We start from the raw sequence: 24,951 nt of genomic DNA on the forward strand, positions 1-24,951 counted from the left end.
GACTACCCCCTGTTTTCGGTGAACGCCGGGCAGTAGATCACTTGGAGCGTTCTCGAAGTCAAGGGCCGGAGGCGGCGGAGAGGCGTCAGACCGGACGGACCGCCGTGTGCACCGTGCGAGCCGTCAGGACGAACACGTCCGGGCGGTGGTGCAGGCTCGCCTTGTCGTCGGGGTCGACGAGCCGGTCGAGGGTGGCGCGGTCGTCGGCGTCGAGGCGCTCACCGAGGATGTCCCGCATCCGGGTGAAGGCGGTGACGGCGCACCGGCGGGCCCGGTCGGTGGTGGGGGCGGGCAGGTCGAGGAGGAAGCTGCGGGTGCCGGTCGGCCGCAGCCCCACGGACGTCATCAGCGCCGCCCAGTCCTCGATCTCGTCGACCGAGCCGGGCAGCGCGGCCCGCATCTCGGTGAACCACTCCTCGTGCACCGCGTCGAGCCGGGCCTGGAGCCCCGGCCGGCCGATGCCGATGTCGCGCGGCAGATACCGGGTGGGCAGGCTGCCCTCCAGCAGGGCCAGGGTGCCGCCGGGCGCGAGCCGCGCGGCGAACGCGGCGAGGGCCGCCTTCTGGTCGCCGAGGTGGTGCAGGCTCCAGCTGGCCCAGAGCAGATCGGCGGGATAGTCCAAGTCGTCGAGCACCTCGGGCAGTTCACCGGCGAGCGTGCCGAACCGGTCCGCGACGCCGAGCCGCCCGGCCCGCTCCCGGGCCCGCTCGAGAAGCGGCTCCGACCCGTCGACGGCGACGATCCGGGCGCCGGGAAAGGTGTCGGCGAGCAGACACGACACGACCCCGGGCCCACTGCCCGCGTCGACGACGAGCCCTGGCTCGGTCTGCCGCTTGGCCAGCCAGGCCATGGCGTGCTCGTACAGCGGCGTGTACAGCTCGGCCTGGTCCTCCAGCATCGGGGCCATCTCGGCCCAGTCGATGTCGGTGTGGTCGTGGTGGGCGTGCGCGTGCTGGTGGGTGTGGTCGTGCGCCATGGTGGTCAGCCTCTCGTCCGTGTGCGGCCAGCGTGCGCCGACGCACCGGGAGGAGGCCAGTAGCGTTGCCGGGACGGCAAAAAACGGGACACGGATGATGCCGCCGGGGCCTGTCGGAGCTGCACCGACAAACCCCGGCGGCGACGGACGCCCCTGAGGGGCGCGGGGAACTGCGCGATCAACCACACTCAACCCGCGGCCCCCGAACCACCGTTACGGCAACGGCGGGTACGCGTTCTGCATCAGCTGCTGGAACTGTGCCGAGAACCAGTGGCCGCTCAGCGGCGCGTTCGGCAGCGCACCGGACATGTGGTTGTTGTTGCGCGGGTTGCCCGTGTACGTCGGGTCGCACATCCGGTCGAAGCCCTTGCCCTCGTCGTTCGGGATGGCGCTGCTCGCGCCGTCGGACTCGCCCGGGGGCTTGATCCAGACGTAGGCGTCGATCCCGGCCGCGGGACTGGCCTGCGGACGCTCACCCAGGCCGGCGCCGGACTGGTTGCACCAGTTGCCGGTGTTCAGGCGCCGGTCGATACGGCCGCCGTCGACATAGGTGTCCACATCGGTCTTGGCGCCGGGACCGGTCGGCCGGGCGCTGCCGCCCCACCCGTTGCGGGAGGTGTCGATCAGCATGCCGACGCCCGAGGGGAAGCCCTGGCTCACGGCCTCCTGCCGGAAGGCCTGGGCGTAGGAGAGCTCGTCGACGTAGCGGTTCCAGTCGACCCACTTCGACTCGCGCACGGACTTGCCGTTCACGGAGTCGTTGATGGTGTAGTACGGCTCCTTGAGCGCGCTGTAGTTGGCGGTGTTGGTGATGAAGCCGTGGACGTCGTTCACCGTGGCGCCCTCGGCGGTGGCCGCCTGCTTGATCGTCTGGACGGTCGCCGAGAAGTTGTCGTCCCAGCCGAGCCAGCCGTGGTGCCCGGCGTCCACGTAGTTGTAGACGTTGGGGACGTCACCGAGCTTGTTCAGCGCGTAGCCGACACCCTTGATGTAGTTGCCGTTGGACTTCATCGTGTCGCAGTTGGGGGTGGCGGTGTTGCGGGGCGAGACGTTGGTGACGAGGTTCGGCAGGGAGTCGAGCTCGACCGTGGTGACGATCCGCAGCGAGGCGTACTTGGGATCGGCGAGGATCGCGGCGATCGGGTCGATGTACTGCGTCTTGTACTTGTCGATGTCCGTCGGACCGAACTCACCGTTGGAGGCGAGCGCGGCACAGTCACGGCCCGGCAGGTCGTAGATCACCAGCTGGACGGCGAGTTCGCCGCTGCCCTTCTGCTTCAGGGCCTCGTCGAGGTGGGCCCGCAGACCCATCTTCCCGCCGGCGCCGTTGATCGCGGCCACCCGGTCCAGCCATACGCCGGTGGGCTGGTTGGCGATCCGGCTGCCGCCGGGCTCGGAGGCGGCATTGGCGGACCACTCCGGGTTCACGTACACCTTGGCGCCGGAGTACGGATTGTCGACGCGGCTGCCGGTGCCGGGGTCCGGCGGGTTCGTGGGGCCGCCGCCACCGTCGTCGACGTTGCAGGTCACACCGTCGAGGGTGAAGGTGGCCGGGACGGCGTTGGTGCCGCTGTAGGTGCCCTGGAAGCCGAAGCTGGTCGAACCGCCGGTGGGGAGCGTGCCGTTGTAGCTCTCGTTGAGCGCGGTGACGGCCGTGCCGCTCTGGCTGACCTTGGCGTTCCAGCCGCTGGTGACCTTCTGGTTACCGGCGTACGACCACTTCACCGCCCAACTCGACTTGGCGGCACCGTTGTTGGTGATCGTCACGTTGGCGGTGAAGCCGGTGCCCCAGTCGTTCTGCACCTTGTAGTCCACGGTGCAGGGGATCGCCGAGATGCCGACGTCCCCCGGGTAGGCGGCGACCGCGGTGCCGGAGGCGCCGGCTACCAGGGCCATCGCTGCGAGGAGCGCAGTTCTGGTACGACTCATGAGTGCGGGTTTCCTTCTCGGTTGCGGGTGTCAGCCGTTCAGGGCGCGCAGATGGTCATGCAGCCCGATCCGTCGATACAGGCCGAAGGGGCGCCGGAATACGCCGAGTTGATGTGGGACAGGTCGAGCCGGCACTCGGCGTGCGGCGAAACGCGTCGCGGCACCCTGACGGACCCGACGAGGGTCACGGCGCCGGCGACGGCTAAAAGTACTGAACGCGGGGGGTGTCGCATGAGCGACTCCTTGCAGATCAGCGGGCCGTGACGGCCGCGTCGACTGATGGAATCGCTCCCACTGGTGCCACCGAAGCTAGCGCCAAGTGACGTTAAAGAACAGATGCGTCACTTGACTTTCCTCAACCACATTCATCGAATCTTTTCGACTCTTCAAGCACCTTGACCCCTCACCCCCTCGTCTCCACTATGGGAGCGCTCCCACTGGTTCAAGCCTTGACTTCTCCGAGCCGCAAGGAGGAACCAGCACATGGCACCGAGAAGGAGACGCCGGACTGCCCGGCGTTTATGGACGGCTGTCGTGGCCGCGCTGGCGCTGCCGTTCACGATGCTGAGTACGGGTTCAACTCCCGCACAGGCAGCAGCAGTTCAGTGCAGCGTCGACTACAAGACCAATGACTGGGGTTCCGGCTTCACCACGGACGTGACGATCACCAACCGCGGTACGGACCCCATCAGCGGCTGGACGCTGACGTACGCCTACGCGGGCAACCAGAAGCTCTCCAACGGCTGGAACGGAACCTGGTCCCAGTCCGGTCAGAACATCACAGTGAAGAACGCCGCGTACAACGGGACCATCGCGGCCGGCGCCGCGGTCTCCACCGGCGCGCAGTTCAGCTACAGCGGCACCAACGCCGCGCCCACGTCGTTCGCGGTCAACGGGACGACCTGCGTCGGCGCCCACCAGCCGCCGATCACGGTGCTGACCAGCCCGGCCGCGGGCGCCGTCTACACCCAGGGCGATGCCGTCCCGCTCGCGGCGACCGCCGCGGCCGCGGACAACGCGACCATCAGCAAGGTGGAGTTCTACGACAACACCACGCTGCTGGGCACCGACACGACCGCGCCGTACTCTCTTTCGGTCTCAAGTTTGACCGTGGGCAGTCATTCCCTGCTGGCGAAGGCGTACGACAGCCTGGGCGCGTCGGCGGAGTCCACCCCGGTCGGCATCACGGTCGCCTCGGGTCCCGCCGTGGTGGCCTCGACCACCCAACTCGCCGTCCAGCAAGGCAAGACGGCCACCTACGACGTCAAGCTGTCGACCCAGCCGTCCGCCAACGTGACCGTCACGACGGCACGGGCGAGCGGCAACTCGGGCCTGTCCGTGACCGGCGGGGCTTCCCTGACCTTCACCCCGTCGAACTGGAACACGGCCCAGAAGGTGACCATCACCGCCGACTCCTCGGGCACCGGCGCGGCGACCTTCGAGTCGTCGGCCACGGGCCACGCGAAGGCGGCGGTGACGGTCACCCAGATCGCCGCGTCGAAGGAGTACGACGCCCGCTTCCTGGACCTGTACGGGAAGATCACCAACCCGGCGAACGGCTACTTCTCACCCGAGGGCATTCCCTACCACTCGGTGGAGACGCTGATCGTCGAGGCGCCGGACCACGGCCATGAGACCACGTCGGAGGCGTACAGCTACCTCCTGTGGCTCCAGGCCATGTACGGCAAGGTGACGGGCGACTGGACCAAGTTCAACGGCGCCTGGGATCTCATGGAGAAGTACATGATCCCGACCCACGCCGACCAGCCGACCAACTCCTTCTACAACGCCTCCAAGCCGGCGACCTACGCGCCCGAGCTGGACACACCGAACGAGTATCCGGCGAAGCTCGACTCGTCGGTCTCGGTCGGCTCCGACCCGATCGCGTCCGAACTGAAGTCGGCGTACGGCACGGACGACATCTACGGCATGCACTGGCTCCAGGACGTCGACAACGTCTACGGCTACGGCAACGAGCCCGGCAAGTGCGAGGCGGGCCCGACGGCGACCGGGCCGTCGTACATCAACACCTTCCAGCGCGGTGCGGAGGAGTCGGTGTGGGAGACGGTGCCGCAGCCGACCTGCGACCAGTTCAAGTACGGCGGCAAGAACGGCTACCTGGACCTGTTCACCGGTGACTCCTCCTACTCCAAGCAGTGGAAGTTCACCAACGCCCCCGACGCCGACGCGCGGGCCGTGCAGGCCGCGTACTGGGCGGACGTCTGGGCGAAGCAGCAGGGCAAGGGCAGCGACGTCTCCGCGACCGTCGGCAAGGCCGCGAAGATGGGCGACTACCTGCGCTACGCGATGTACGACAAGTACTTCAAGAAGATAGGGAACTGCGTCGGTCCGTCGGCCTGCGCGGCCGGCACCGGCAAGAACTCCTCGATGTACCTGCTGTCCTGGTACTACGCATGGGGCGGAGCGACGGACACCAGCGCCGGCTGGGCCTGGCGCATCGGTTCCAGCCACGCGCACAGCGGCTACCAGAACCCCCTGGCCGCCTACGCGCTCAGCTCGTTCGCCGACCTGAAGCCCAAGTCCTCGACGGGCGCGGCGGACTGGAACACCTCGCTCACCCGGCAGCTGGAGTTCTACCGCTGGCTGCAGTCGAACGAGGGCGCCATCGCGGGCGGTGCGACGAACAGCTGGGCGGGCCGCTACGCGACCCCGCCGGCCGGGAAGTCCACCTTCTACGGCATGTACTACGACCAGCAGCCCGTCTACCACGACCCGCCGTCCAACCAGTGGTTCGGCTTCCAGGCGTGGTCGATGGAGCGGGTCGCCGAGTACTACCAGCAGACGGGGAACGCGCAGGCCAAGGCGGTCCTCGACAAGTGGGTCGACTGGGCGCTGTCCAAGACCACGATCAACCCGGACGGCACCTACCAGATCCCCGCCACCCTCCAGTGGTCGGGCCAGCCCGACACCTGGAACGCCTCCAGCCCCGGCTCCAACAGCGGGCTGCACGTCACGGTCGCCGACTACACCAACGACGTCGGCGTGGCCGCCGCGTACGCCAAGACCCTGACGTACTACGCGGACCGCTCGGGTGACACCGAGGCCGCGACGACGGCGAAGAAGCTCCTCGACGGCATGTGGGGCAACTACCAGGACAGCCTGGGTGTCGCGGTGCCGGAGAACCGGGCGGACTACAACCGGTTCGACGACGGCGTCTACATCCCGTCCGGCTGGACCGGCACGATGCCGAACGGCGACGCGATCAACTCCTCGTCCACCTTCGAGTCCATCAGGTCCTTCTACAAGAACGACCCGGCCTGGTCGAAGATCCAGGCGTATCTCGCGGGCGGCGCGGTGCCGTCGTTCACGTACCACCGTTTCTGGGCCCAGGCGGACATCGCCCTGGCCATGGGTTCGTACGCGGAGCTTCTCGAATAACCAGTCCCCGCTAAGGGCTCCGCGTACATCGCCGGGTGGCCCCCTCCCGCACTGGGGGCCACCCGGCACCTCTCACCCTGCGCAGAAAGCGCTTGCCCCCGCACGCCCATCCCGTCCTCCCCCTCCGCTCCACCCCCACATCCCGGAAAGGACACCCCCGTGCGAAGAACCCGCATCCTCACGGCCGTCCTCGCTCTCGCGGCCGGCCTGCTGGCGGGCACCCCGCCCGCGCTGGCGGCCGGCAGCGCGTCGAAGGTGACGCTCGCCGCGGACACGTACAGCTGGAAGAACGCCCGCATCGACGGCGGCGGTTTCGTCCCCGGCATCGTCTTCAACCGCTCCGAGAAGAACCTCGCCTACGCCCGCACCGACATCGGTGGCGCCTACCGCTGGCAGGAGTCGAGCAAGACCTGGACGCCGCTGCTGGACTCGGTCGGGTGGGACGACTGGGGACACACAGGCGTGGTCAGCCTGGCCTCCGACGCGGTGAACCCGGACAAGGTGTACGCGGCCGTCGGGACGTACACCAACAGCTGGGACCCGGGGAACGGCGCGGTCCTGCGCTCCTCGGACCGCGGCGCGAGCTGGCAGAAGGCCGATCTGCCGTTCAAGCTGGGCGGCAACATGCCGGGCCGCGGCATGGGCGAGCGGCTGGCGATCGACCCGAACAAGAACAGCGTGCTGTACCTGGGCGCGCCGAGCGGCAAGGGCCTGTGGCGGTCCACGGACTCCGGCGCGAGCTGGGCGCAGGTCACCAACTTCCCCAACGTCGGCAACTACGTGCAGGACGCGACCGACACCTCCGGCTACGCCAGTGACAACCAGGGCATCGTCTGGGTCACCTTCGACGAGAAGACCGGTACGTCGGGCAGCGCGACGCAGACGATCTACGTCGGGGTCGCCGACCTGCAGAACTCGGTGTACCGCTCGACGGACGGCGGCGCGACCTGGTCACGCCTCGCCGGTCAGCCCACCGGATACCTGGCCCACAAGGGCGTCCTGGACGCGACGAACGGCTATCTCTACCTCGCCTACAGCGACAAGGGCGGCCCGTACGACGGCGGCAAGGGCCGGCTGTGGCGGTACGCGACGGCGACGGGCACCTGGACGAACATCAGTCCGGTGGCGGAGGCGGACACGTACTACGGCTTCAGCGGCGTGACGGTCGACCGGCAGCACCCGGCGACGCTGATGGCGACGGCGTACAGCTCGTGGTGGCCCGACACGCAGATCTTCCGCTCGACGGACAGCGGCGCCACATGGACCAGGGCCTGGGACTACACCTCGTACCCCAGCCGCTCGAACCGCTACACGATGGACGTCTCCAGCTCCCCCTGGCTGACCTGGGGAGCGAACCCGTCGCCTCCCGAACAGGCGCCGAAACTCGGGTGGATGACGGAGTCGCTGGAGATCGACCCGTTCAACTCGAACCGGATGATGTACGGGACGGGTGCGACGATCTACGGCACGGAGAACCTCACCAACTGGGACTCCGGGAGCCAGTTCACCATCAGGCCGATGGTGCAGGGCCTGGAGGAGACGGCGGTCAACGACCTCGCCGCTCCCCCGTCGGGTGGGGCGAAGCTGTTCAGCGCACTCGGTGACATCGGCGGCTTCCGGCACACGGACCTGACCAAGGTCCCGTCGATGATGTACACCCAGCCGAACTTCACCACCACGACCAGCCTGGACTTCGCGGAGACGAACCCGAACACGGTGGTCCGCGTCGGCGACCTGGACTCGGGCCCGCACATCGCGTTCTCGACGGACAACGGTGCCAACTGGTTCGGCGGGACCGACCCTTCGAGTGTGAGCGGCGGCGGCACGGTCGCGGCGGCGTCGGACGGCAGCCGCTTCGTGTGGAGCCCGGCGGGCGCGGGCGTCCAGTACACCACGGGCTTCGGCTCCTCCTGGTCGTCATCGTCGGGCATCCCGGCGGGCGCGACCGTGGAATCGGACAGGGTGGATCCGAAGACGTTCTACGGCTTCAAGTCGGGCAAGTTCTACGTGAGTTCGGACGGGGGCGCGACCTTCACGGCCTCCTCCGCCACCGGCCTCCCTTCCGGCGACAGCGTCCGCTTCAAGGCGCTGCCCGGCACGAAGGGGGATGTGTGGCTGGCGGGCGGCGCGAGTGACGGCGCGTACGGCCTGTGGCACTCGACGAACGGCGGCACGACGTTCACCAAGCTCTCCAACGTCGAGCAGGCCGACGCGATCGGCTTCGGCAAGGCGGCGACGGGTGCGTCGTACCAAACCCTGTACACCAGCGCGAAGATCGCGGGCGTCCGCGGCATCTTCCGCTCCACGGACCAGGGTTCGACCTGGACCCGCATCAACGACGACGCCCACCAGTGGGGTTGGACGGGCGCGGCGATAACGGGCGACCCGAGGGTCTTCGGCCGGGTCTACATCTCGACGAACGGCCGAGGCGTCATCTACGGCGACACGAGCGGCGGAGACGACGGTGGCGGCGGCACGGACCCGACGCCCACGCCCACCGGCGCCTGCGCGGTGACCTACAAGATCACCAACCAGTGGTCGGGCGGCTTCCAGGCAGACATCCAGCTCAGCAATACGGGCTCAAGCGCCTGGAACGGCTGGACACTGGGCTGGTCCTTCCCCAACGGCCAGACGATCACCCAACTCTGGAACGCCGACCACACCCAGTCGGGCACGACAGTGACCGCGAAGAACGTCACATGGAACGCCAACGTGGCGGCAGGCTCCTCGGTGAGCTTCGGCTTCACGGGGAGCTGGTCGGGGACGAACGGAAAACCGACGTCGTTCAAGATGGGCGACCAGACCTGCACGGTGAGCTGAGCCTCAGGGCGTGTGCCGGTCAGGCACACGCCCCACGTTCAGCCCAGGCTGGCGGCGAGTTCGCCGTTCTCGGCCTCCTCGGCCGTCAGCTGCAGGGTGCCTCGGTGCGACACCTCGACCTTGTAGAACTTCTCCCCCTTCGGCACACCGTCAATGGCGACGCCGAAGGTGCAGGTCGTGCCGTACTCGTCTTCCTCGCTGTCGCCGAGGGCCCCGGTGGCGACGACATCTCCGCCTGCCCCGTACACGGTCACGGACGTGCCTTCCGCGATGTCGTCGTAGCCGCTGTCGTACTGGCCCCGGCAGCCGTCGTCACCGTCACTGACGACTTCGTCGGTGAGCGTGAAGCTGCCTTCGAGCGTGAACGTCTCCGGCCCGCCGGAACCGGCGGCTGTGATCGCCCACACGCCGCCGACCACAGCCGCACCGAGCACCAGACCGATCAGACCGGAAGCCAACGGGCTGGGCCGTCGGCCTGTCGTCGCCGCCGTCGGGGCGACGAAGGGTGTCGGCGCAGCCAGTGGCACGGCGGACGGCGGGCCGGGCGGCATCGGCGGCAGGTCTTCGTGAGTCATCTTCCCCCCACATGTGCATGGAGTGTGGAGGTTATCCGCCACGTCAGGCCGATCCCGCTCCGCCGGTTGAAGATTCACCGGTTCGAGATCCGCAGCCTCATGGGGTGCACACCGCCGGCCGCGGCGCCGTAGTCATCGTCGCCACCCGGCACCGGAAGGTTGCCGCTCAGCCGGCGTACCGCGCCGCCAACTCCCTGACCGTCGCGGCGAGTCGCTCACGCAGCTCCGGCGGCTCCAGCACCTCGACACCCGCGCCCATCGACAGGAACTCACCGACCGCGCGGTCGATCGACTCGATCGGGACCCTGGCCTGCCTCCAGCCGTCGCCGTCCACCGGTCCGTACGGTGTCGCCCTCGCGTGCGTCACCCCCGGCGCCAGCCGCACCAACGCCTCCTCCCGGTACAGGCGTTCGTGGAAGTCGCGCTGGTACGCCCTCCAGTACGCGGGCAGATCGAAGTCGTCGGGGCGGCTGAACTCCTCGTCGGACGTGGCGAGTTCGAGGATCTGGTCCACGCGGAACGTACGCGGCCCCGGCCCCGCCACCACGTACCAGCGTCCCGCCTTCAACACCAGCCCGTACGGCTCGAGGCGTCGCTCCACATCCGTCGGCCGGGCCCAGCGGCGGTACCGCACATGCAGCACCCGGCCGTTCCAGACCGCGTCCGCCACCGTCGGCAGGTGCGGGGTGTCGTCGGCCTCGGCGTACCAGCCGGGCGCGTCCAGATGGAACCGCCCGCTGATCCGGTCGGCGTGGGCACGCAGCTCCGCCGGCAGGGCGGCCCGCACCTTCAGCTGGGCGGCCGCCAGCACGGACCCCAGCCCCAGCTCGGCGGCCGGACCGGGGGCGCCCGCCAGGAAGAGGGCCTCCGCCTCGTCGGCCGTCAGGCCGGTCAGGCGGGTGCGGTAGCCGTCGAGGAGGCGGTAGCCGCCGGCATGACCCGCGTCGCCGTACAGCGGGACCCCGGCCGCGCTGAGCGCCTCCACGTCCCGGTACACCGTGCGCACCGAGACCTCCAGCTCCTCCGCGAGCTGGGCGGCGGTCATCCGCCCCCGGGTCTGGAGCAGGAGCAGGATCGAGACGAGGCGACTTGACTTCACTGACACAGGATGTCAGGGAAGTCGCCCTACCGTCCCTCCCATGAGCTTCACCGAGAAACTGCTGACCGTGCCGCCGCCCGTCGAGGTCGCAGGCCGGTACATCAAGCGCTACCACGTCACCACCGACCCGGCCGGCATCGCGCCCGACGTCGAGAAGGCGGCGTACGAGATCCTCCCGGAGCTGCTGCCGGAGCCGGACGGCACTCCGCCCGCGGCCTTCGTCGTGCTGCACCGGGGCGAGGACACCGGCGCCTATCTCAACGTCTACAGCTGGGTCTGGGACAACGTGCTGCACTTCCGGGGCGCCGCGGCCGGGCAACCCGCCCTGGGATGCCCGGACATCGACCCGACCCACTTCATCAGGCCCGAACTGCCCTGGATCGGCTGCGTCTGGGAACTGCCGCCGATCCTGCACGAACGGGACGCCTGGGTACGGCACCTGCTCGCGCCCGAAGTCCCGGACCTGGCCGCCTACGTGGCCGACTCCCTGCCCGCAGGAACCACAGGAGACCGCCCATGAGCAGCCCGCACGACTTCGACTTCCTCCACGGCGACTGGCGGGTGCTCAACCGCCGCCGCACCGACTTCCTCGACCCGGACAGCGACTGGGAGGAGTTCCCCGCCACCAACCGCTGTTGGCCGCTGTTCGACGGCGCCGCGAACGTCGACGAGATCGACATGCCGCATCTGTCGGCGAAGGGCGCGACCCTGCGGCTCTTCGACCGGGAGAGCGGGCGGTGGTCGCTCAACTGGGCGTCCAGCCGCACCGGGACGCTCTTCCCGCCGGTCGTCGGTCAATTCACCGAAGGACACGGGGAGTTCTACGGCGACGACACGCACGCCGGCAAGGACGTGCGGGTGCGGTTCGTGTGGTCCGACGTGTCCGACGCCGGCGCACGCTGGGAGCAGGCGTTCTCCCTCGACGGCGGCGGCACCTGGCTGACCAACTGGGTCATGGAGTTCACCCGGGCTTCCTGAACGCCCGCAGCGCGAAGACGGGGTCGGCGCGCGGCCGGTCCTGGTCGGGCAGGGCTTCCAGGCGTATGGCGAGTTCCTCGGTGCGCGGGTCGCCGGGCGGCAGCATGGTGAACCAACCGCGCCGCAGGTCGGCGGCGGTGCGCCGGGGACTGCGGCCCTGCCCGAGGCCGGTGAAACGGGCCCGCCCGGCGGCGACCAGGCCCTGCGCGGCGGCGTACGACTCCACCCGGCGCGCGGCGTCCGGGGCGGGCCGGCGCGGGCGTGGGGCGAGGACGGCGTCGACGTCGCTGCCGACGTCGTGGGCGGCGGCCTTGTCGACGGTGGTGACGTACACGCCGCCGGGCCGCAGCACCCGGGCGCACTCGGCGACGATGCTGCGGGCGTCGTCCGGGTCGTGGATGAGGTGCAGCAGCCACACGCTCGTCACCGCGTCGAACACCCCGTCGGGGAACGGCAGTCGGCGGCTGTCGCCGAGCACGATCGCGCCGGGCAGCCGCGTCGCCGCCACGCGGGCCATGCCGTACGTCAGGTCGGCGCCCGTCACCCGCAGCGCGGGCCGCGTGGTCGCGTACCGGCGGGTGACGATGCCGGTGCCGCAGGCCACGTCGAGGAGGCGGCGGGCATCGGGCGGGACCAGGCCGAGCACCGCGTCGGCGGCCGCGGCGGCGCGGGGTTCACCGCCGCGGGTGGCGTCGTAGGCGTCGGCTTCCTTGTCGTAGTCCAGCACGCCGTCACTGGGCTCCGTGGCCGGGGGCCAGCGCCGCCACCCGCTGGGCGAGCTCGAAGTCCTTCTCCGTGACGGCGCCGCCGACACTGTGGGTGTTCACGCTCAGGGCGACCGTGTTGTAACCGAGGGTGAGGTCGGAGTGGTGGTCCAGCTCTTCCTGGACCTGGGCGATGTGGACGACCATCGCGGTGGCCGCGAAGTGCGAGGACAGCCGGTAGGAGCAGGTGAGGCGGTCACCGTCGACCGACCAGCCCGGCAGTTCCGCGAGCCGGTCCTCGATCTCCTTCTGCGACAGCGGTTCGACGGCCATGACGTCGCTCCTTCCTGGACTGCGGGTGCGGTGGGGGTGTTCTCTCAGCGTGCCACAGGCGGGGCGCGGAACGCCTGGTCAGAAGGGACCGCGCCGTCCGATCGCGCCGGATTTCTCTTCGCGGGCGCCCCCGGCCTTCGTCTACGGTCGTCGTATGACCACCACCACTGCCGACGACCGGGCCGTGGGCCCGCTGCTGCGGGCCTGGCGGGAGCAGCGTCGGGTCAGTCAACTGGAGCTGGCGCTGCGGGCCGACTCCTCCGCGCGGCACATCAGCTTCATCGAGACGGGGCGTTCGCGGCCGAGCGAGGAGATGGTGCTGCGGCTGGCGGAGCACCTGGACGTGCCGGTCCGGGAGCGCAACGCGCTGCTGCTGGCGGCCGGTTACGCCCCGCGCTATTCGGAGACCCCGCTGGCGGCCCCCGAGCTCGACGCCCTGCGGGACGGCATCGAGCGGCTCATCCAGGGCTACGAGCCCTACCCGGCACTGGTGTTGGACGCGATGTACAACGTGGTCGCCGCCAACCGCGGCATCCTGATGCTGCTCGACGGCATCCCGGAGTTGTTGCTCGCACCCCCGCTCAACGCCATGCGGCTGACTCTGCACCCGGAGGGCCTGGCGCCCCGCATCCGCAACCTGCGAGCCTGGCGCGGGCATCTCCTGGAGCAGATGCGGCGGCAGGTCGCCCTGCGCCGCTCCGAGCCGTTGCGGGCGCTGTACGAGGAGGTGGCGGCGTATCCGCTCGCCCACGACAACGACGAGGACGACGAGAACGACCACGGCGAGGATCTGGAACCGCCCGCCTACTTCGCGCTGCCGATGCGGATCGAGCACGAGGGCCGGGTGCTGTCGTTCGTGTCGTCCATCTCCACCTTCAACACCCCCATGGACGTGACCGTCGCCGAACTGGCCATCGAGACGTTCCTCCCGGCCGACCCGGCGACGGTCAAGTACCTTCAGGGGTTCGTCTCCTGACGCGCCCTCAGGGCGGCGTGCTGGAGGGCGGACAACTGGGCTGTGGACGTGGCGGATCAGCCTCCGTCGAGGTGGGCGCGCGGCGCGGGAGAGGTGAACCCGGGTTCCGGACCGGAGTGCGCCGCCCCGGAACCCGGTGACTCCACCATCCCGCGCCCGCCCTGAACGGTCGATTACACGCGGGGGAATTGCGTCCCCCACACGCGGACCGACGCCCTCCACCACCCGGCGTGGCCAAGGCCCTCCAGTGCGCCCCGCGTGGCGAGCGCCTCACCACCGATCACGTGAGACTGACAGCGGAACATGACACACTGCCTCGGATACTTCGGCGCGTAGGGGAGGCGTGGCGTGAGTGAGCGGCGGCCTGCGCCCACGGTGGGCCAGGTGGTGCTCGGCAAGCGGCTCCAGGAGCTGCGCGAGGCGGCCGGGTTGAAGCGCGAGGAGGCCGCGAAGGTCCTGCGCGTGGCTCCGGCGACGGTGCGGCGCATGGAAATGGCCGAGGTCTCCCTGAAGATCCCGTACGTCCAGCTGCTGTTGTCGACGTACGGCGTCTCCGCGGAGGAGGCGGACGCGTTCGTCGCGCTGGCCGAGGAGGCGAACCAGCCGGGCTGGTGGCAGCGGTTCCACGACGTGCTGCCGGACTGGTTCAGCCTGTACGTGAGCCTGGAGGGCGCGGCCCGCATCATCCGCTCCTACGAGCCGCACTTCGTGCCGGGCCTGCTCCAGACCGAGGCGTACGCGCGTGCCGTGATGGAGGCGGGGACGATCGCGCAGGCCGGCCCGGACACCGTCGAGCGGCATGTGGCCCTGCGGATGACCCGCCAGCAGCTCCTGGAACGCCCCGACCCGCCCCACCTGTGGGTGATCATGGACGAGACGGTGCTGGCCCGGCCGGTCGGCCACGGCGGTCAGGTCATGCGGGAACAGCTGGACAAGCTGCTGGAGTTCGCCGAACGCGACCGGATCACGCTGCAGATAGCCGAGTTCGCCGCGGGCCCGCACCCGGGGACGTACGCCCCCTTCTCCCTCTTCCGCTTCGCCGAGCCCGAACTGCCGGACATGGCGTTCACCGAGTATCTGACCGGCGCCCTGTACCTGGACTCCCGCAAGGAGGTCTCCCTGCATCTGGAGGTCCTGGACCACATGACGGCGCGCGCGGCGTCGGCCGAGCGCACCAAGAAGATCCTCAGGGAACGCCGCGCCGCCTACTGAGCCCTTCGAGCACCGAGGAGAGACCGCCGCATGACCGGACCGGAAGCCGCGCCCAGCATCCTCGACACCACCCGGCCCCATCCGGCCCGCGTGTACGACTGGTGGCTCGGCGGCAAGGACAACTACCCGGTGGACGAGGCGCTGGCCCGCCGGATCCTCGCCTCGGACGGCACCGTGGTGCGCGGGGCGCGCGCCAACCGCCGGTTCATGCACCGGGCGGTCCGGACGGCCGCCGAGGCGGGCGTCCGCCAGTTCCTCGACATCGGCACCGGCATCCCGACCGAGCCGAACCTCCACCAGGTCGCCCAGGAGGTCGCCCAGGACGCGCGCGTCGTGTACGTCGACAACGACCCGATCGTCCTGCGCCACGCCCAGGCGCTCCTGCGCAGCACCGCCGAGGGCGCCACGAACTACGTGCACGCCGATGTCCGCGCCCCGGACACCATCCTGCGCCTGGCCGCGCAGACCCTGGACTTCTCCCGCCCGGTCGCGCTGTCACTGGTGGCGCTCACCCACTACCTCGGCGAGGACCCGGACGGCGACGACGTGTACGGCCTGCTGGAGCGGTACGTCGCCGAGCTCGCCCCCGGCAGCTACGTGATCCTCTCCCAGGTCACCCCCGACCTGAGCCCGGAGGCCGTCGGGAAGGCCGCGGAGCACTTCCGGGCGAGCGGTACGCCGTTCCATCCGCGCTCGCTGGCCGAGTTCTCGCGTTTCTTCGCCGGTCTGGAGCTGCTCGGCCCGGGCGTGATCCCGGTGACCGGCTGGCGGCCGGAGCCCGTCGACGTCGAGGCCCAGGCGGAGGGCGTCGTACCGGTGTACGCGGGGGTGGCCCGCAAGCCCTGACCCGTCGTACGCGCACCCGTACGGGTGCCGTGAACAGGTGCGTTCCCGCCCTGGCCCCTAGCTTCGGAAGCACGGGCCAGCAAGGGAGCGCATGTGACCGACACCCAGATACCGCCCACCGAGCCGGGTGCGGCGCTGCTGAAGGCCGGGCGTTTCTTCCGGCCCGGCACGCCCGCGCCCGACCTGCACCGCATCGAGCTGACCGGCGGGCGCGAGGCGGACGCCTTCTACCGGGACCGGTGGAGCCACGACAAGGTCGTGAACTCCACCCACGGCGTGAACTGCACGGGTTCCTGCCGGTGGAAGGTGTACGTCAAGGACGGCATCATCACCTGGGAGACGCAGCAGACCGACTACCCGAGCGTCGGCCCGGACCGCCCCGAGTACGAGCCGCGCGGCTGCCCCCGGGGGGCCGCGTTCTCCTGGTACACGTACTCCCCCACCCGGGTTCGCTACCCGTACGTCCGCGGTGTCCTGCTGGAGCTGTACCGCGAGGCGCTCGCGAGGACCGGCGACCCGGTGCTGGCCTGGCAGGACATCCAGAACGACCCCGAGCGCCGCCGCCGCTACCAGCAGGCCCGCGGCAAGGGCGGCCTGGTCCGCGCGACCTGGGACGAGGCGGTCGAGATCGTCGCCGCCGCCCACGTCCACACGATCAAGACGTACGGCCCCGACCGCATCGCCGGTTTCTCCCCCATCCCGGCGATGTCGATGGTGTCGCACGCGGCCGGAGCGCGCTTCCATTCGCTGATCGGCGCCCCGATGCTGTCGTTCTACGACTGGTACGCCGACCTTCCCGTCGCCTCCCCGCAGGTCTTCGGCGACCAGACGGACGTCCCGGAGTCGGGCGACTGGTGGGACGCGGCCTACCTGATGATGTGGGGCTCGAACGTCCCCGTCACCCGCACCCCGGACGCGCACTGGATGGCCGAGGCCCGCTATCGGGGCCAGAAGGTGGTCGTGGTCGCCCCCGACTACGCGGACAACGCCAAGTTCGCCGACGAGTGGCTGCACCCGCACCCCGGCACGGACGGGGCGCTGGCCCTGGCGATGGGGCACGTCATCCTGAAGGAGTTCTTCGTCGACCGTGAGACACCGTTCTTCACGGACTACGTCAAGAAGTTCACCGACCTGCCGTTCCTGGTGACGCTCACCGAGAAGGACGGCGCGCTCGTCCCCTCGAAGTTCCTGCGCGCCACCGACCTCGGCCAGGAGGGCGAGGGCGCGGAGTGGAAGACGGTGGTGCTGGACGCGGCGAGCGGGCGCGCGGTCGTCCCGAACGGCTCCCTGGGCTTCCGCTGGACCGACTCGGGCAAGGGCCGCTGGAACCTCGAACTCGGCGCGATCGAACCGACGCTGACCCTGCACGGCCAGAACATCGCGACCGGCGTCGAGGTCCTGCTCCCGCGCTTCGACACCGAGGGCGGCGAGCACGGCCAGGGCCGCGGCGACGTCGTACGCCGTGGCGTACCGGCCACCCGGCTCGGTGGTCCGGACGGTCCGCTGGTGACGACCGTGTTCGACCTGCTGCTCGCCCAGTACGGCATCGAGCGGGCCGGCATGCCCGGCAGTTGGCCCGCTTCCTACGAGGACGCCGAGGCGCCCGGCACCCCGGCCTGGCAGGAGGTGCACACCTCGGTACCGGCCGCCAAGTGCGTCAAGATCGCCCGGGAGTTCGCGCGGACCGCCGAGCGCTCCAAGGGCCGCTGCATGATCCTCATGGGCGCCGGCACCAACCACTGGTTCCACTCCGAGACCATCTACCGCGCCTTCCTGGCCCTGCTCCAGCTCACCGGCTGCCAGGGCCGCAACGGCGGCGGCTGGGCACACTACGTCGGCCAGGAGAAGTGCCGCCCGGTCACCGGCTGGGCGACGCTGGCCGCCGCGTCGGACTGGTCGCGGCCACCGCGGCAGATGATCGGCACCGCGTACTGGTTCCTCAACACCGATCAGTGGCGCTACGACCACTTCACCGCCGACGTGCTGTCCTCGCCGCTCGGCGAGGACCGGTTCAAGGGCATGACGGGCGCCGACTGCCTTGCCCAGTCGGCGCGTTCGGGCTGGATGCCGTCGTACCCGACCTTCGACCGCAACCCCCTGGAGCTGGGCGAGGTCTTCGGCGACCCGGTGGCCAAGGCGGTGGCCGAACTCCGCGCGGGCACCCTCAACTTCGCCTGCGAGGACCCGGACGCCCCGCAGAACTGGCCGCGCGTGCTGACGCTGTGGCGGGCCAACCTGCTCGGCTCGTCGGCGAAGGGCGCCGAGTACTTCACCCGGCATCTGCTGGGCACGCACTCGTCGTTGAGCGCCCGGGAAGCGGAGCCGCACGAGCGGCCCAGGGACGTGAAGTGGCGGGAGGAGGCCCCCGAGGGCAAGCTCGACCTGCTGCTGTCGCTGGACTTCCGGCAGACCTCGTCGACACTGCTGTCGGACGTCGTCCTGCCGGCCGCGACCTGGTACGAGAAGCACGACCTGTCGTCCACCGACATGCACCCCTACGTGCACTCCTTCACCCCGGCCGTGGACCCGCCCTGGCAGGCCCGCACCGACTTCGACACCTTCAAGGCGCTGGCCGACCGGCTCAGCGAGATGGCGGTCCTGCACCTGGGCACCCGCAAGGACCTGGTGGCGTCCCCGTTGCAGCACGACACCCCGGGCGAGACCGCCCAGCCCGGCGGGGTGGTCCTGGACTGGAAGCGCGGCGAGTGCGATCCGGTGCCCGGGAAGACGATGCCGAACCTGACGGTCGTCGAGCGGGACTACACGATGATCGGCGCCAAGTTCCGTGCCCTCGGCCCGCTGGTCGAGCAACTGGGCCTGCCCTGCAAGGGCATCGCCCTCAAGCCGGACGAAGAGGTGCGGCACCTGGCCGAGCTGAACGGCACCGGCTACGCGGGCCGCCCCGCGATCGACACCGCCGTGAAGGCCGCGAACACCATCCTCGCCCTGTCCGGCACCACCAACGGCCGCCTCGCCACCCAGGGTTTCCACACCCTGGAAGCGCGCACCGGGCAGGAGATGGCCCATCTGGCCGCCGAGCACGAGGGCAAGCGCATCACCTACGCCGACACCCAGGCGGCGCCCGTCCCGGTCATCACCTCGCCGGAGTGGTCGGGCAGCGAGTCCGGCGGCCGCAGGTACACGGCGTTCACGCTCAACACCGAGCACCTCAAGCCCTGGCACACCCTCACCGGCCGCCAGCACTTCTTCCTGGACCACGACTGGATCCACGAACTGGGCGAGGCGCTCCCCGTCTACCGGCCGCCCCTCGACATGAACAAGCTGTTCGGGGAACCACAGCTCGGCCCGGACGGGCAACGGGAGGTGACGGTCCGTTACCTCACCCCGCACAACAAGTGGTCCATCCACTCCGAGTACCAGGACAACCTGTTCATGCTGGCCCTCTTCCGCGGCGGCCAGACCATCTGGATGTCCCCGCAGGACGCGGACGCGATCGGGGTGAAGGACGACGACTGGATCGAGGCGGTCAACCGCAACGGCGTGGTCGTCGCCCGCGCGGTCGTCTCGCACCGGATGCCGGCCGGCACGGTCTACATGCACCACGCGCAGGAACGCACGGTCAACGTGCCGACGACGGAGGCCACCGGCAAGCGCGGCGGCATCCACAACTCCCTGACCCGGCTGATCCTCAAGCCGTCCCATCTCATCGGCGGCTACGCCCAGTTGAGCTGGGCGTTCAACTACCTGGGCCCGACGGGCAACCAGCGCGACGAGGTGACGGTCATCCGCCGCCGCAGCCAGGAGGTGCAGTACTGATGCGAGCGATGGCACAGATCGCGATGGTCATGAACCTCGACAAGTGCATCGGCTGCCACACCTGCTCGGTCACCTGCAAGCAGGCGTGGACCAACCGGCAGGGCATGGAGTACGTCTGGTTCAACAATGTCGAGACCCGCCCCGGGCAGGGCTATCCGCGCCGCTACGAGGACCAGGAGAAGTGGCGCGGCGGCTGGGAGCTGAACAGACGCGGCGCGCTGAAGCTGAAGGCGGGCGGCCGCTTCCACAAGCTCCTCGGCATCTTCTCCAACCCCAGGCTCCCGGAGATCAAGGACTACTACGAGCCCTGGACCTACGACTACAAGAACCTCACCGACGCCCCGCTCGGTGACGACTTCCCGGTGGCGCGGCCGGTGTCGCAGATCGACGGCAAGCCGATGAAGATCGAGTGGTCCTCGAACTGGGACGACAACCTCGCGGGTGCCCCTGCCTACGGCGACCTCGACCCGATGGTCGAGCGCACCCGCCAACAGGCGGCGGAGAAGGTGAAGTTCGAGTTCGAGCAGACCTTCATGTTCTATCTGCCGCGCATCTGCGAGCACTGCCTCAACCCGTCCTGCGTGGCCTCGTGTCCGTCCGGCGCGATGTACAAGCGGGCGGAGGACGGCATCGTCCTGGTCGACCAGGACCACTGCCGGGGCTGGCGGATGTGCGTGACCGGATGCCCGTACAAGAAGGTCTACTTCAACCACCGCACCGGCAAGGCCGAGAAGTGCACCCTGTGCTATCCGCGCGTCGAGGTGGGACTGCCGACGGTCTGCTCCGAGACCTGCGTGGGCCGTCTGCGCTATCTCGGCGTGATCCTCTACGACGCCGACAAGGTGACGGCCGCGGCTTCCACTCCCGACGAAAAGGGGCTCTACGAGGCCCAGTTGGGTGTCTTCCTCGACCCGGACGATCCCGCGGTGCAGCGAGCCGCCGAGGAGGCGGGGATCTCGTACGACTGGATGGAGGCGGCCCGCCGCTCCCCCGTGCGCGCGCTGATCAGCAAGTACAAGGTCGCCCTGCCGCTGCATCCCGAGTACCGCACGATGCCGATGGTCTGGTACATCCCGCCGCTGTCACCGGTCGTGGACGCGCTCACCGAGACCGGGCACGACGGCGAGGACGCGAGCAACCTCTTCGGCGCGATCGACACGCTCCGCATCCCGCTGGAGTACCTCGCGGAGGTCTTCACCGCGGGCGACACCGCACCCGTGCGGGCCTCCCTGGAGAAGCTCGCCGCGATGCGCGCCCACATGCGGGCGATCAACCTCGGCGAGGAGCCCGATCCGCGGGTCACCGAGGCGGTCGGGATGAAGCCGGACGAGATCGAGGAGATGTACCGGCTGCTGGCCATCGCCAAGTACGAGGACCGGTACGTGATCCCGACCGCCGCCGTGGGCGACGCCCGCCGACTGGAGGAGTCGGCGCTCCCGGAGGGGTGCAGCCTCGAATACGAGGGCGGCCCGGGTATGGGCGGCGACGGGCCGTTCGGCCAGGACTCCGGGCAGCGCAAGCTGCTGCCGGTGGTGTCCGTGGAGAACTTCCACGGACTGCGCCGTCGCCAGACGTCCGACGACCCCGCCGACGCCGAGGAGGTCTGATGCCGTCGTACGCCGTGCTCTACCAGGCAGCAGCGCTCTGTCTGACGTACCCCGACGACGACTTCCGCGCCCGGCTGCCGCTGCTGCGCGAAGCGGCCCCGCAGCTGCGGGAGTTCACGGACCACGCGGCGGTGACCCCGGCGCAGGAACTGGCCGCGCACTACGTCCAGGTCTTCGACTTCAAGAACCGGCACAGCCTGTACCTGAGTTGGTGGCAGGACGGGGACACCCGGCGGCGCGGCATGTCGCTGGTCCGCTTCAAGGACGTCTACCGGGCCGCGGGCCTCGAGTTCACCGGCGAGGAGCTGCCCGACTTCCTGCCCGCGGTGCTGGAGTTCGCGTCCCGCACCGGAAACACCGACCTGCTCACCGAACACCGGGACGGCCTGGAGCAGTTGCGCTCCCGGCTCACCGCCTTCGGGACCCCGTACGCGTCCGTCCTGGACGCCGTATGCGCCACACTGCCCACTCACACCGGGGTGCGCCGATGACCACACTCCTCTGGGGCGTGCTGCCGTACGTCGCCGTCGCCCTGCTCGTCGCCGGGCTCGTCTGGCGCTACCGCTACGACAAGTTCGGCTGGACGACGCGCAGTTCGCAGGTCCACGAGTCGAAGCTGCTCAACATCGCCTCCCCCGCCTTCCACTACGGCATCCTCTTCGTGCTGGCCGGTCACCTCGTGGGGCTGTTCATCCCGATGTCGTGGACGGACAAGGCGGGGATCAGCGAGCACACGTACCACCTGTTCTCGCTCTACGGCGGCACCGCGGCCGGCGTCCTCACCGTCGCCGGGATCGTGCTGCTGGTCTACCGACGGCGGACGCGGGCCCCCGTCTTCCGCGCGACCACCGCCAACGACAAGCTGATGTACCTGGTGCTGCTCGGCGCGATCGCGCTGGGCATGATCGCCAAGCTGACCCACGCCTCCGGCGACGGCTACAACTACCGTGAGTCCATCGCCCCTTGGGCGCGCAGCCTGTTCACCCTCCAGCCGGACATCGACCGCATGCACGGGGTGCCGGTGCTGTACCAGGTCCACGCGGTGATCGGGATGGCGCTGATCGCGTTCGTGCCGTACAGCAGGCTGGTCCATATGTTCAGCGCGCCGGTGCAGTACCTGTTCCGGCCGTACGTCGTGTACCGCAGCCGCGACCCCAGGCAACTGGGGCCGCGGCCGGAGCGGCGGGGCTGGGAGAAGACGGGGTCGTAGGGCTCAGGCGGCCCCGCCCTTCTGCTCCTTGTCGTCGTCGACGATCTCCGCGTCCACCACGCCCTCCTCGTCGGGAGGCGTGGTGGTCTGCTGTTCGGTGGCGGTCGGCTCCGACTGCTGGGCCTGCGCGTACATCGCCTGGCCCACCCGCTGGCTGACGGTGGCCAGGTGCTCGACGCCGTTGCGCAGGGCCGCCGTCTCGGCGTTCTGCTCCAGGAGCGTCTTCAGTTCCGCGATCGCCGCCTCCACCTCCGACTTGGTCTCGGCGGGGACGCGTTCGTCGTTCTCGCGGAGGAACTTCTCGGTCTGGTAGACGAGTTGCTCGGCCTGGTTGCGGGTCTCGGCTGCCTCCCGGCGCTTGCGGTCCTCCTCCGCGTACTGCTCCGCGTCCCGCATCATGCGGTCGATGTCGTCCTTGGGGAGGGCCGAGCCGCCGGTGACGGTCATCTTCTGCTCGCGGCCGGTCGCGAGATCCTTCGCGGAGACGTGCATGATCCCGTTGGCGTCGATGTCGAAGGCGACCTCGATCTGCGGAACGCCACGAGGGGCGGGCGGCAGGCCGGTGAGGTCGAAGACGCCGAGCTTCTTGTTGTAGGCGGCGATCTCGCGTTCGCCCTGGTAGACCTGGATGCCGACCGAGGGCTGGTTGTCGGTGGCGGTGGTGAAGATCTCCGAACGCCGGGTCGGGATCGTGGTGTTGCGCTCGATGAGCTTCGTCATGATGCCGCCCTTGGTCTCGATGCCCAGGGACAGCGGGGTGACGTCGAGGAGCAGGACGTCCTTCACGTCCCCCCGGACGACACCCGCCTGGAGCGCGGCGCCGAGGGCGACGACCTCGTCCGGGTTGACGCCCTTGTGCGGGTCCTTGCCGGTGAGTTCCTTGACGAGGTCCGTGACGGCGGGCATCCGGGTCGAGCCGCCGACGAGGATGACGTGGTCGACCGCGGCGAGCTTGATGCCGGCGTCCTTGACGGCCTGGTGGAAGGGGGTCTTGCAGCGGTCGAGCAGGTCTGCGGTGAGCTCCTGGAACTGAGCTCGTGTCAGTTTCTCGTCGAGGTGCAGCGGGCCTTCGGCGGAGGCGGTGATGTAGGGGAGGTTGATCGTGGTCTCCGACGAGCTGGACAGCTCGATCTTGGCCTTCTCGGCGCCCTCGCGCAGGCGTTGCAGCGCCATCTTGTCCTTGCCGAGGTCGATGCCGTACTGCCCCTGGAACTTCTTCACCAGGTGCTCCACGACCCGCTGGTCCCAGTCGTCGCCGCCGAGATGCGTGTCGCCGTTCGTCGCCTTGACCTCGATGACACCGTCGCCGATCTCCAGGAGCGACACGTCGAAGGTGCCGCCGCCGAGGTCGAAGACGAGGACGGTCTGCTCCTCGCCCCGGTCCAGGCCGTAGGCGAGGGCGGCGGCGGTCGGCTCGTTGATGATCCGCAGCACCTTCAGGCCCGCGATCTCGCCGGCCTCCTTGGTGGCCTGCCGCTGGGTGTCGTCGAAGTACGCCGGGACCGTGATCACCGCGTCGGTGACGTCCTCGCCGAGGTAGGACTCGGCGTCCCGCTTCAGCTTCTGCAGCACCCGCGCCGACAACTCCTGCGCCCGGTAGCGGGTGCCGTCGACCGACCCCTGCTCAGGGAAGCGCCAGTCGGCGTCGCCCATGTGCCGCTTCACGGACCGCGCGGTCCGCTCCACGTTCGTCACGGCCTGCCGCTTGGCGACCTCCCCGACGAGCACTTCCCCGTTCTTGGCGAAGGCCACGACCGACGGTGTGGTCCTGGCCCCCTCCGCGTTGGCGACGACCGTGGGGTCGCCGCCCTCCAGGACGGCCACCACGGAGTTCGTGGTCCCCAGATCGATCCCGACCGCGCGTCCCATCGCTGTCCCCTTCCGCCAGGGCACTTCCCGGACTCCAGCACAAAACTTGAGTGGGCTGTTGTCAATGCCGCGTCCCCCGAAAGCCGTGCACCCCCAAAGCCGGGTACCCCGAAATGGCGGATGCCGCGCCCCCCAGGGGGACGCGGCATCCGGGCACGTGCGGCTGTCAGGCCAGCTTCGCCGACAGGGTGATCGGCACGGCCTTGAGGGCCTGGCTGACCGGGCAGTTCACCTTGGCCTCCTCGGCCGCGGCGACGAAGGCGTCCTGGTCGATGCCGGGGACGGTGCCCTCCACGGTGAGGTGGATGCCGGTGATGCCCTCGCCCGGCTGGAAGGTGACGTCGGCGGAGGTGGTGAGCTTGGTGGGCGGGGTGCCGGCCCCCGCGAGGGCGTGCGAGAACGCCATGGAGAAGCAGCTGGAGTGGGCGGCCGCGATCAGCTCTTCGGGGCTGGTCTTGCCGTTCGCCTCCTGGGCGCGGGAAGCCCACGTCACCGGCTGCTGGGCGATGGCGCCGGAGGAGTCGAAGGAGACGACTCCGCTGCCCTCGAGCAGGTTGCCTTCCCAGACGGTGTGTGCGGAGCGCGTGGTAGCCACGGTCATTCCTTTCATGTGGTCCCGGTTCCGGGGTGTGGACCCCATC

At 69.8% G+C, this 24,951-nt stretch carries 19 protein-coding genes; 11 read left to right on the forward strand and 8 right to left on the reverse strand.

What is annotated here, in order from left to right; all coding sequences use genetic code 11:
• Positions 1-85: 85 nt before the first annotated feature.
• Positions 86-976 carry a class I SAM-dependent methyltransferase gene (locus tag ACFUO4_RS07465; RefSeq protein WP_383480786.1) on the reverse strand — a complete coding sequence of 297 codons (891 nt, stop codon included), beginning with the start codon at positions 974-976 and terminating at the stop codon, positions 86-88.
• A gap of 213 nt (positions 977-1,189) precedes the next feature.
• Entirely contained in the window at positions 1,190-2,905 is a 1,716-nt protein-coding gene (locus ACFUO4_RS07470) for a glycoside hydrolase family 6 protein (protein WP_079311677.1), read from the reverse strand.
• A gap of 483 nt (positions 2,906-3,388) precedes the next feature.
• Here ACFUO4_RS07470 and ACFUO4_RS07475 point away from each other — a divergent pair, with 483 nt between their 5' ends.
• Both ACFUO4_RS07475 and ACFUO4_RS07480 read left to right on the forward strand, forming a co-directional pair.
• Positions 3,389-6,304: a glycoside hydrolase family 48 protein gene (locus ACFUO4_RS07475; RefSeq protein WP_383480789.1), complete on the forward strand. Its 2,916-nt coding sequence runs from the start codon at positions 3,389-3,391 to the stop codon at positions 6,302-6,304.
• Between the two features lie 159 nt (positions 6,305-6,463).
• A complete protein-coding gene (locus ACFUO4_RS07480) occupies positions 6,464-9,124 on the forward strand; it encodes a cellulose binding domain-containing protein (RefSeq protein WP_383480792.1) in 2,661 nt (886 codons plus the stop codon).
• A gap of 38 nt (positions 9,125-9,162) precedes the next feature.
• Here the strand turns inward: ACFUO4_RS07480 and ACFUO4_RS07485 are convergent, their stop codons facing one another.
• Both ACFUO4_RS07485 and ACFUO4_RS07490 read right to left on the reverse strand, forming a co-directional pair.
• Positions 9,163-9,699 carry a hypothetical protein gene (locus tag ACFUO4_RS07485; RefSeq protein WP_383480795.1) on the reverse strand — a complete coding sequence of 179 codons (537 nt, stop codon included), beginning with the start codon at positions 9,697-9,699 and terminating at the stop codon, positions 9,163-9,165.
• 166 nt (positions 9,700-9,865) lie between these two features.
• Complete coding sequence (locus tag ACFUO4_RS07490) at positions 9,866-10,798, reverse strand: helix-turn-helix transcriptional regulator (RefSeq protein WP_383480798.1); 933 nt, start codon at positions 10,796-10,798, stop codon at positions 9,866-9,868.
• A gap of 40 nt (positions 10,799-10,838) precedes the next feature.
• Here ACFUO4_RS07490 and ACFUO4_RS07495 point away from each other — a divergent pair, with 40 nt between their 5' ends.
• The gene (locus tag ACFUO4_RS07495; RefSeq protein WP_383480801.1) at positions 10,839-11,318 is read left to right on the forward strand and encodes a hypothetical protein; all 480 of its coding nucleotides are present in this window, start codon (positions 10,839-10,841) and stop codon (positions 11,316-11,318) included.
• Positions 11,315-11,776 (forward strand): hypothetical protein, encoded by a 462-nt coding sequence (locus tag ACFUO4_RS07500; protein WP_383480804.1) that lies wholly within the window; start codon positions 11,315-11,317, stop codon positions 11,774-11,776. Before ACFUO4_RS07495 ends, ACFUO4_RS07500 begins: the two co-directional genes overlap by 4 nt.
• On the opposite strand, the gene ACFUO4_RS07505 is transcribed toward ACFUO4_RS07500, so the two are convergent.
• Together ACFUO4_RS07505 and ACFUO4_RS07510 are read right to left on the reverse strand one after the other, a co-directional pair.
• On the reverse strand, positions 11,760-12,503 hold the full coding sequence (locus ACFUO4_RS07505; RefSeq protein ID WP_383480807.1) for a methyltransferase domain-containing protein: 744 nt from the start codon (positions 12,501-12,503) through the stop codon (positions 11,760-11,762). The two genes, ACFUO4_RS07500 and ACFUO4_RS07505, sit on opposite strands and share 17 nt — an antisense overlap.
• A gap of 4 nt (positions 12,504-12,507) precedes the next feature.
• Positions 12,508-12,813, reverse strand: coding sequence for a 4a-hydroxytetrahydrobiopterin dehydratase (locus tag ACFUO4_RS07510; RefSeq protein WP_079308547.1), 306 nt, complete (start codon positions 12,811-12,813; stop codon positions 12,508-12,510).
• 154 nt (positions 12,814-12,967) lie between these two features.
• Between ACFUO4_RS07510 and ACFUO4_RS07515 the strand changes: the two genes are divergently transcribed.
• The 7 genes from ACFUO4_RS07515 (at position 12,968) to narI (ending at position 22,441) form a co-directional block, all read left to right on the forward strand.
• Positions 12,968-13,789 carry a helix-turn-helix domain-containing protein gene (locus tag ACFUO4_RS07515; protein WP_383480810.1) on the forward strand — a complete coding sequence of 274 codons (822 nt, stop codon included), beginning with the start codon at positions 12,968-12,970 and terminating at the stop codon, positions 13,787-13,789.
• A gap of 348 nt (positions 13,790-14,137) precedes the next feature.
• Positions 14,138-15,001: a helix-turn-helix transcriptional regulator gene (locus tag ACFUO4_RS07520; protein WP_079308545.1), complete on the forward strand. Its 864-nt coding sequence runs from the start codon at positions 14,138-14,140 to the stop codon at positions 14,999-15,001.
• 30 nt (positions 15,002-15,031) lie between these two features.
• A complete protein-coding gene (locus ACFUO4_RS07525) occupies positions 15,032-15,847 on the forward strand; it encodes an SAM-dependent methyltransferase (protein ID WP_383480813.1) in 816 nt (271 codons plus the stop codon).
• 93 nt (positions 15,848-15,940) lie between these two features.
• A complete protein-coding gene (locus ACFUO4_RS07530) occupies positions 15,941-19,624 on the forward strand; it encodes a nitrate reductase subunit alpha (RefSeq protein WP_383480816.1) in 3,684 nt (1,227 codons plus the stop codon).
• The gene (narH, locus tag ACFUO4_RS07535) at positions 19,624-21,231 is read left to right on the forward strand and encodes a nitrate reductase subunit beta (RefSeq protein WP_079308542.1); all 1,608 of its coding nucleotides are present in this window, start codon (positions 19,624-19,626) and stop codon (positions 21,229-21,231) included. Before ACFUO4_RS07530 ends, narH begins: the two co-directional genes overlap by 1 nt.
• Entirely contained in the window at positions 21,231-21,722 is a 492-nt protein-coding gene (narJ, locus tag ACFUO4_RS07540) for a nitrate reductase molybdenum cofactor assembly chaperone (RefSeq protein WP_079308541.1), read from the forward strand. The genes narH and narJ overlap by 1 nt, the downstream gene beginning before the upstream one ends.
• Positions 21,719-22,441, forward strand: a complete 723-nt coding sequence (gene narI / locus ACFUO4_RS07545; RefSeq protein WP_079308540.1) for a respiratory nitrate reductase subunit gamma — start codon at positions 21,719-21,721, stop codon at positions 22,439-22,441. The genes narJ and narI overlap by 4 nt, the downstream gene beginning before the upstream one ends.
• A 3-nt stretch (positions 22,442-22,444) precedes the next feature.
• Here narI and dnaK read toward each other — a convergent pair whose 3' ends face one another.
• Positions 22,445-24,310, reverse strand: a complete 1,866-nt coding sequence (dnaK, locus tag ACFUO4_RS07550; RefSeq protein ID WP_383480821.1) for a molecular chaperone DnaK — start codon at positions 24,308-24,310, stop codon at positions 22,445-22,447.
• Positions 24,311-24,476: 166 nt separating this feature from the next.
• Positions 24,477-24,905: an OsmC family protein gene (locus ACFUO4_RS07555; protein WP_079308556.1), complete on the reverse strand. Its 429-nt coding sequence runs from the start codon at positions 24,903-24,905 to the stop codon at positions 24,477-24,479.
• Positions 24,906-24,951: the final 46 nt, after the last annotated feature.

The sequence above is a fragment of the Streptomyces sp. NPDC057280 genome (assembly GCF_042668605.1).
In the GTDB taxonomy this organism is placed as follows: domain Bacteria; phylum Actinomycetota; class Actinomycetes; order Streptomycetales; family Streptomycetaceae; genus Streptomyces.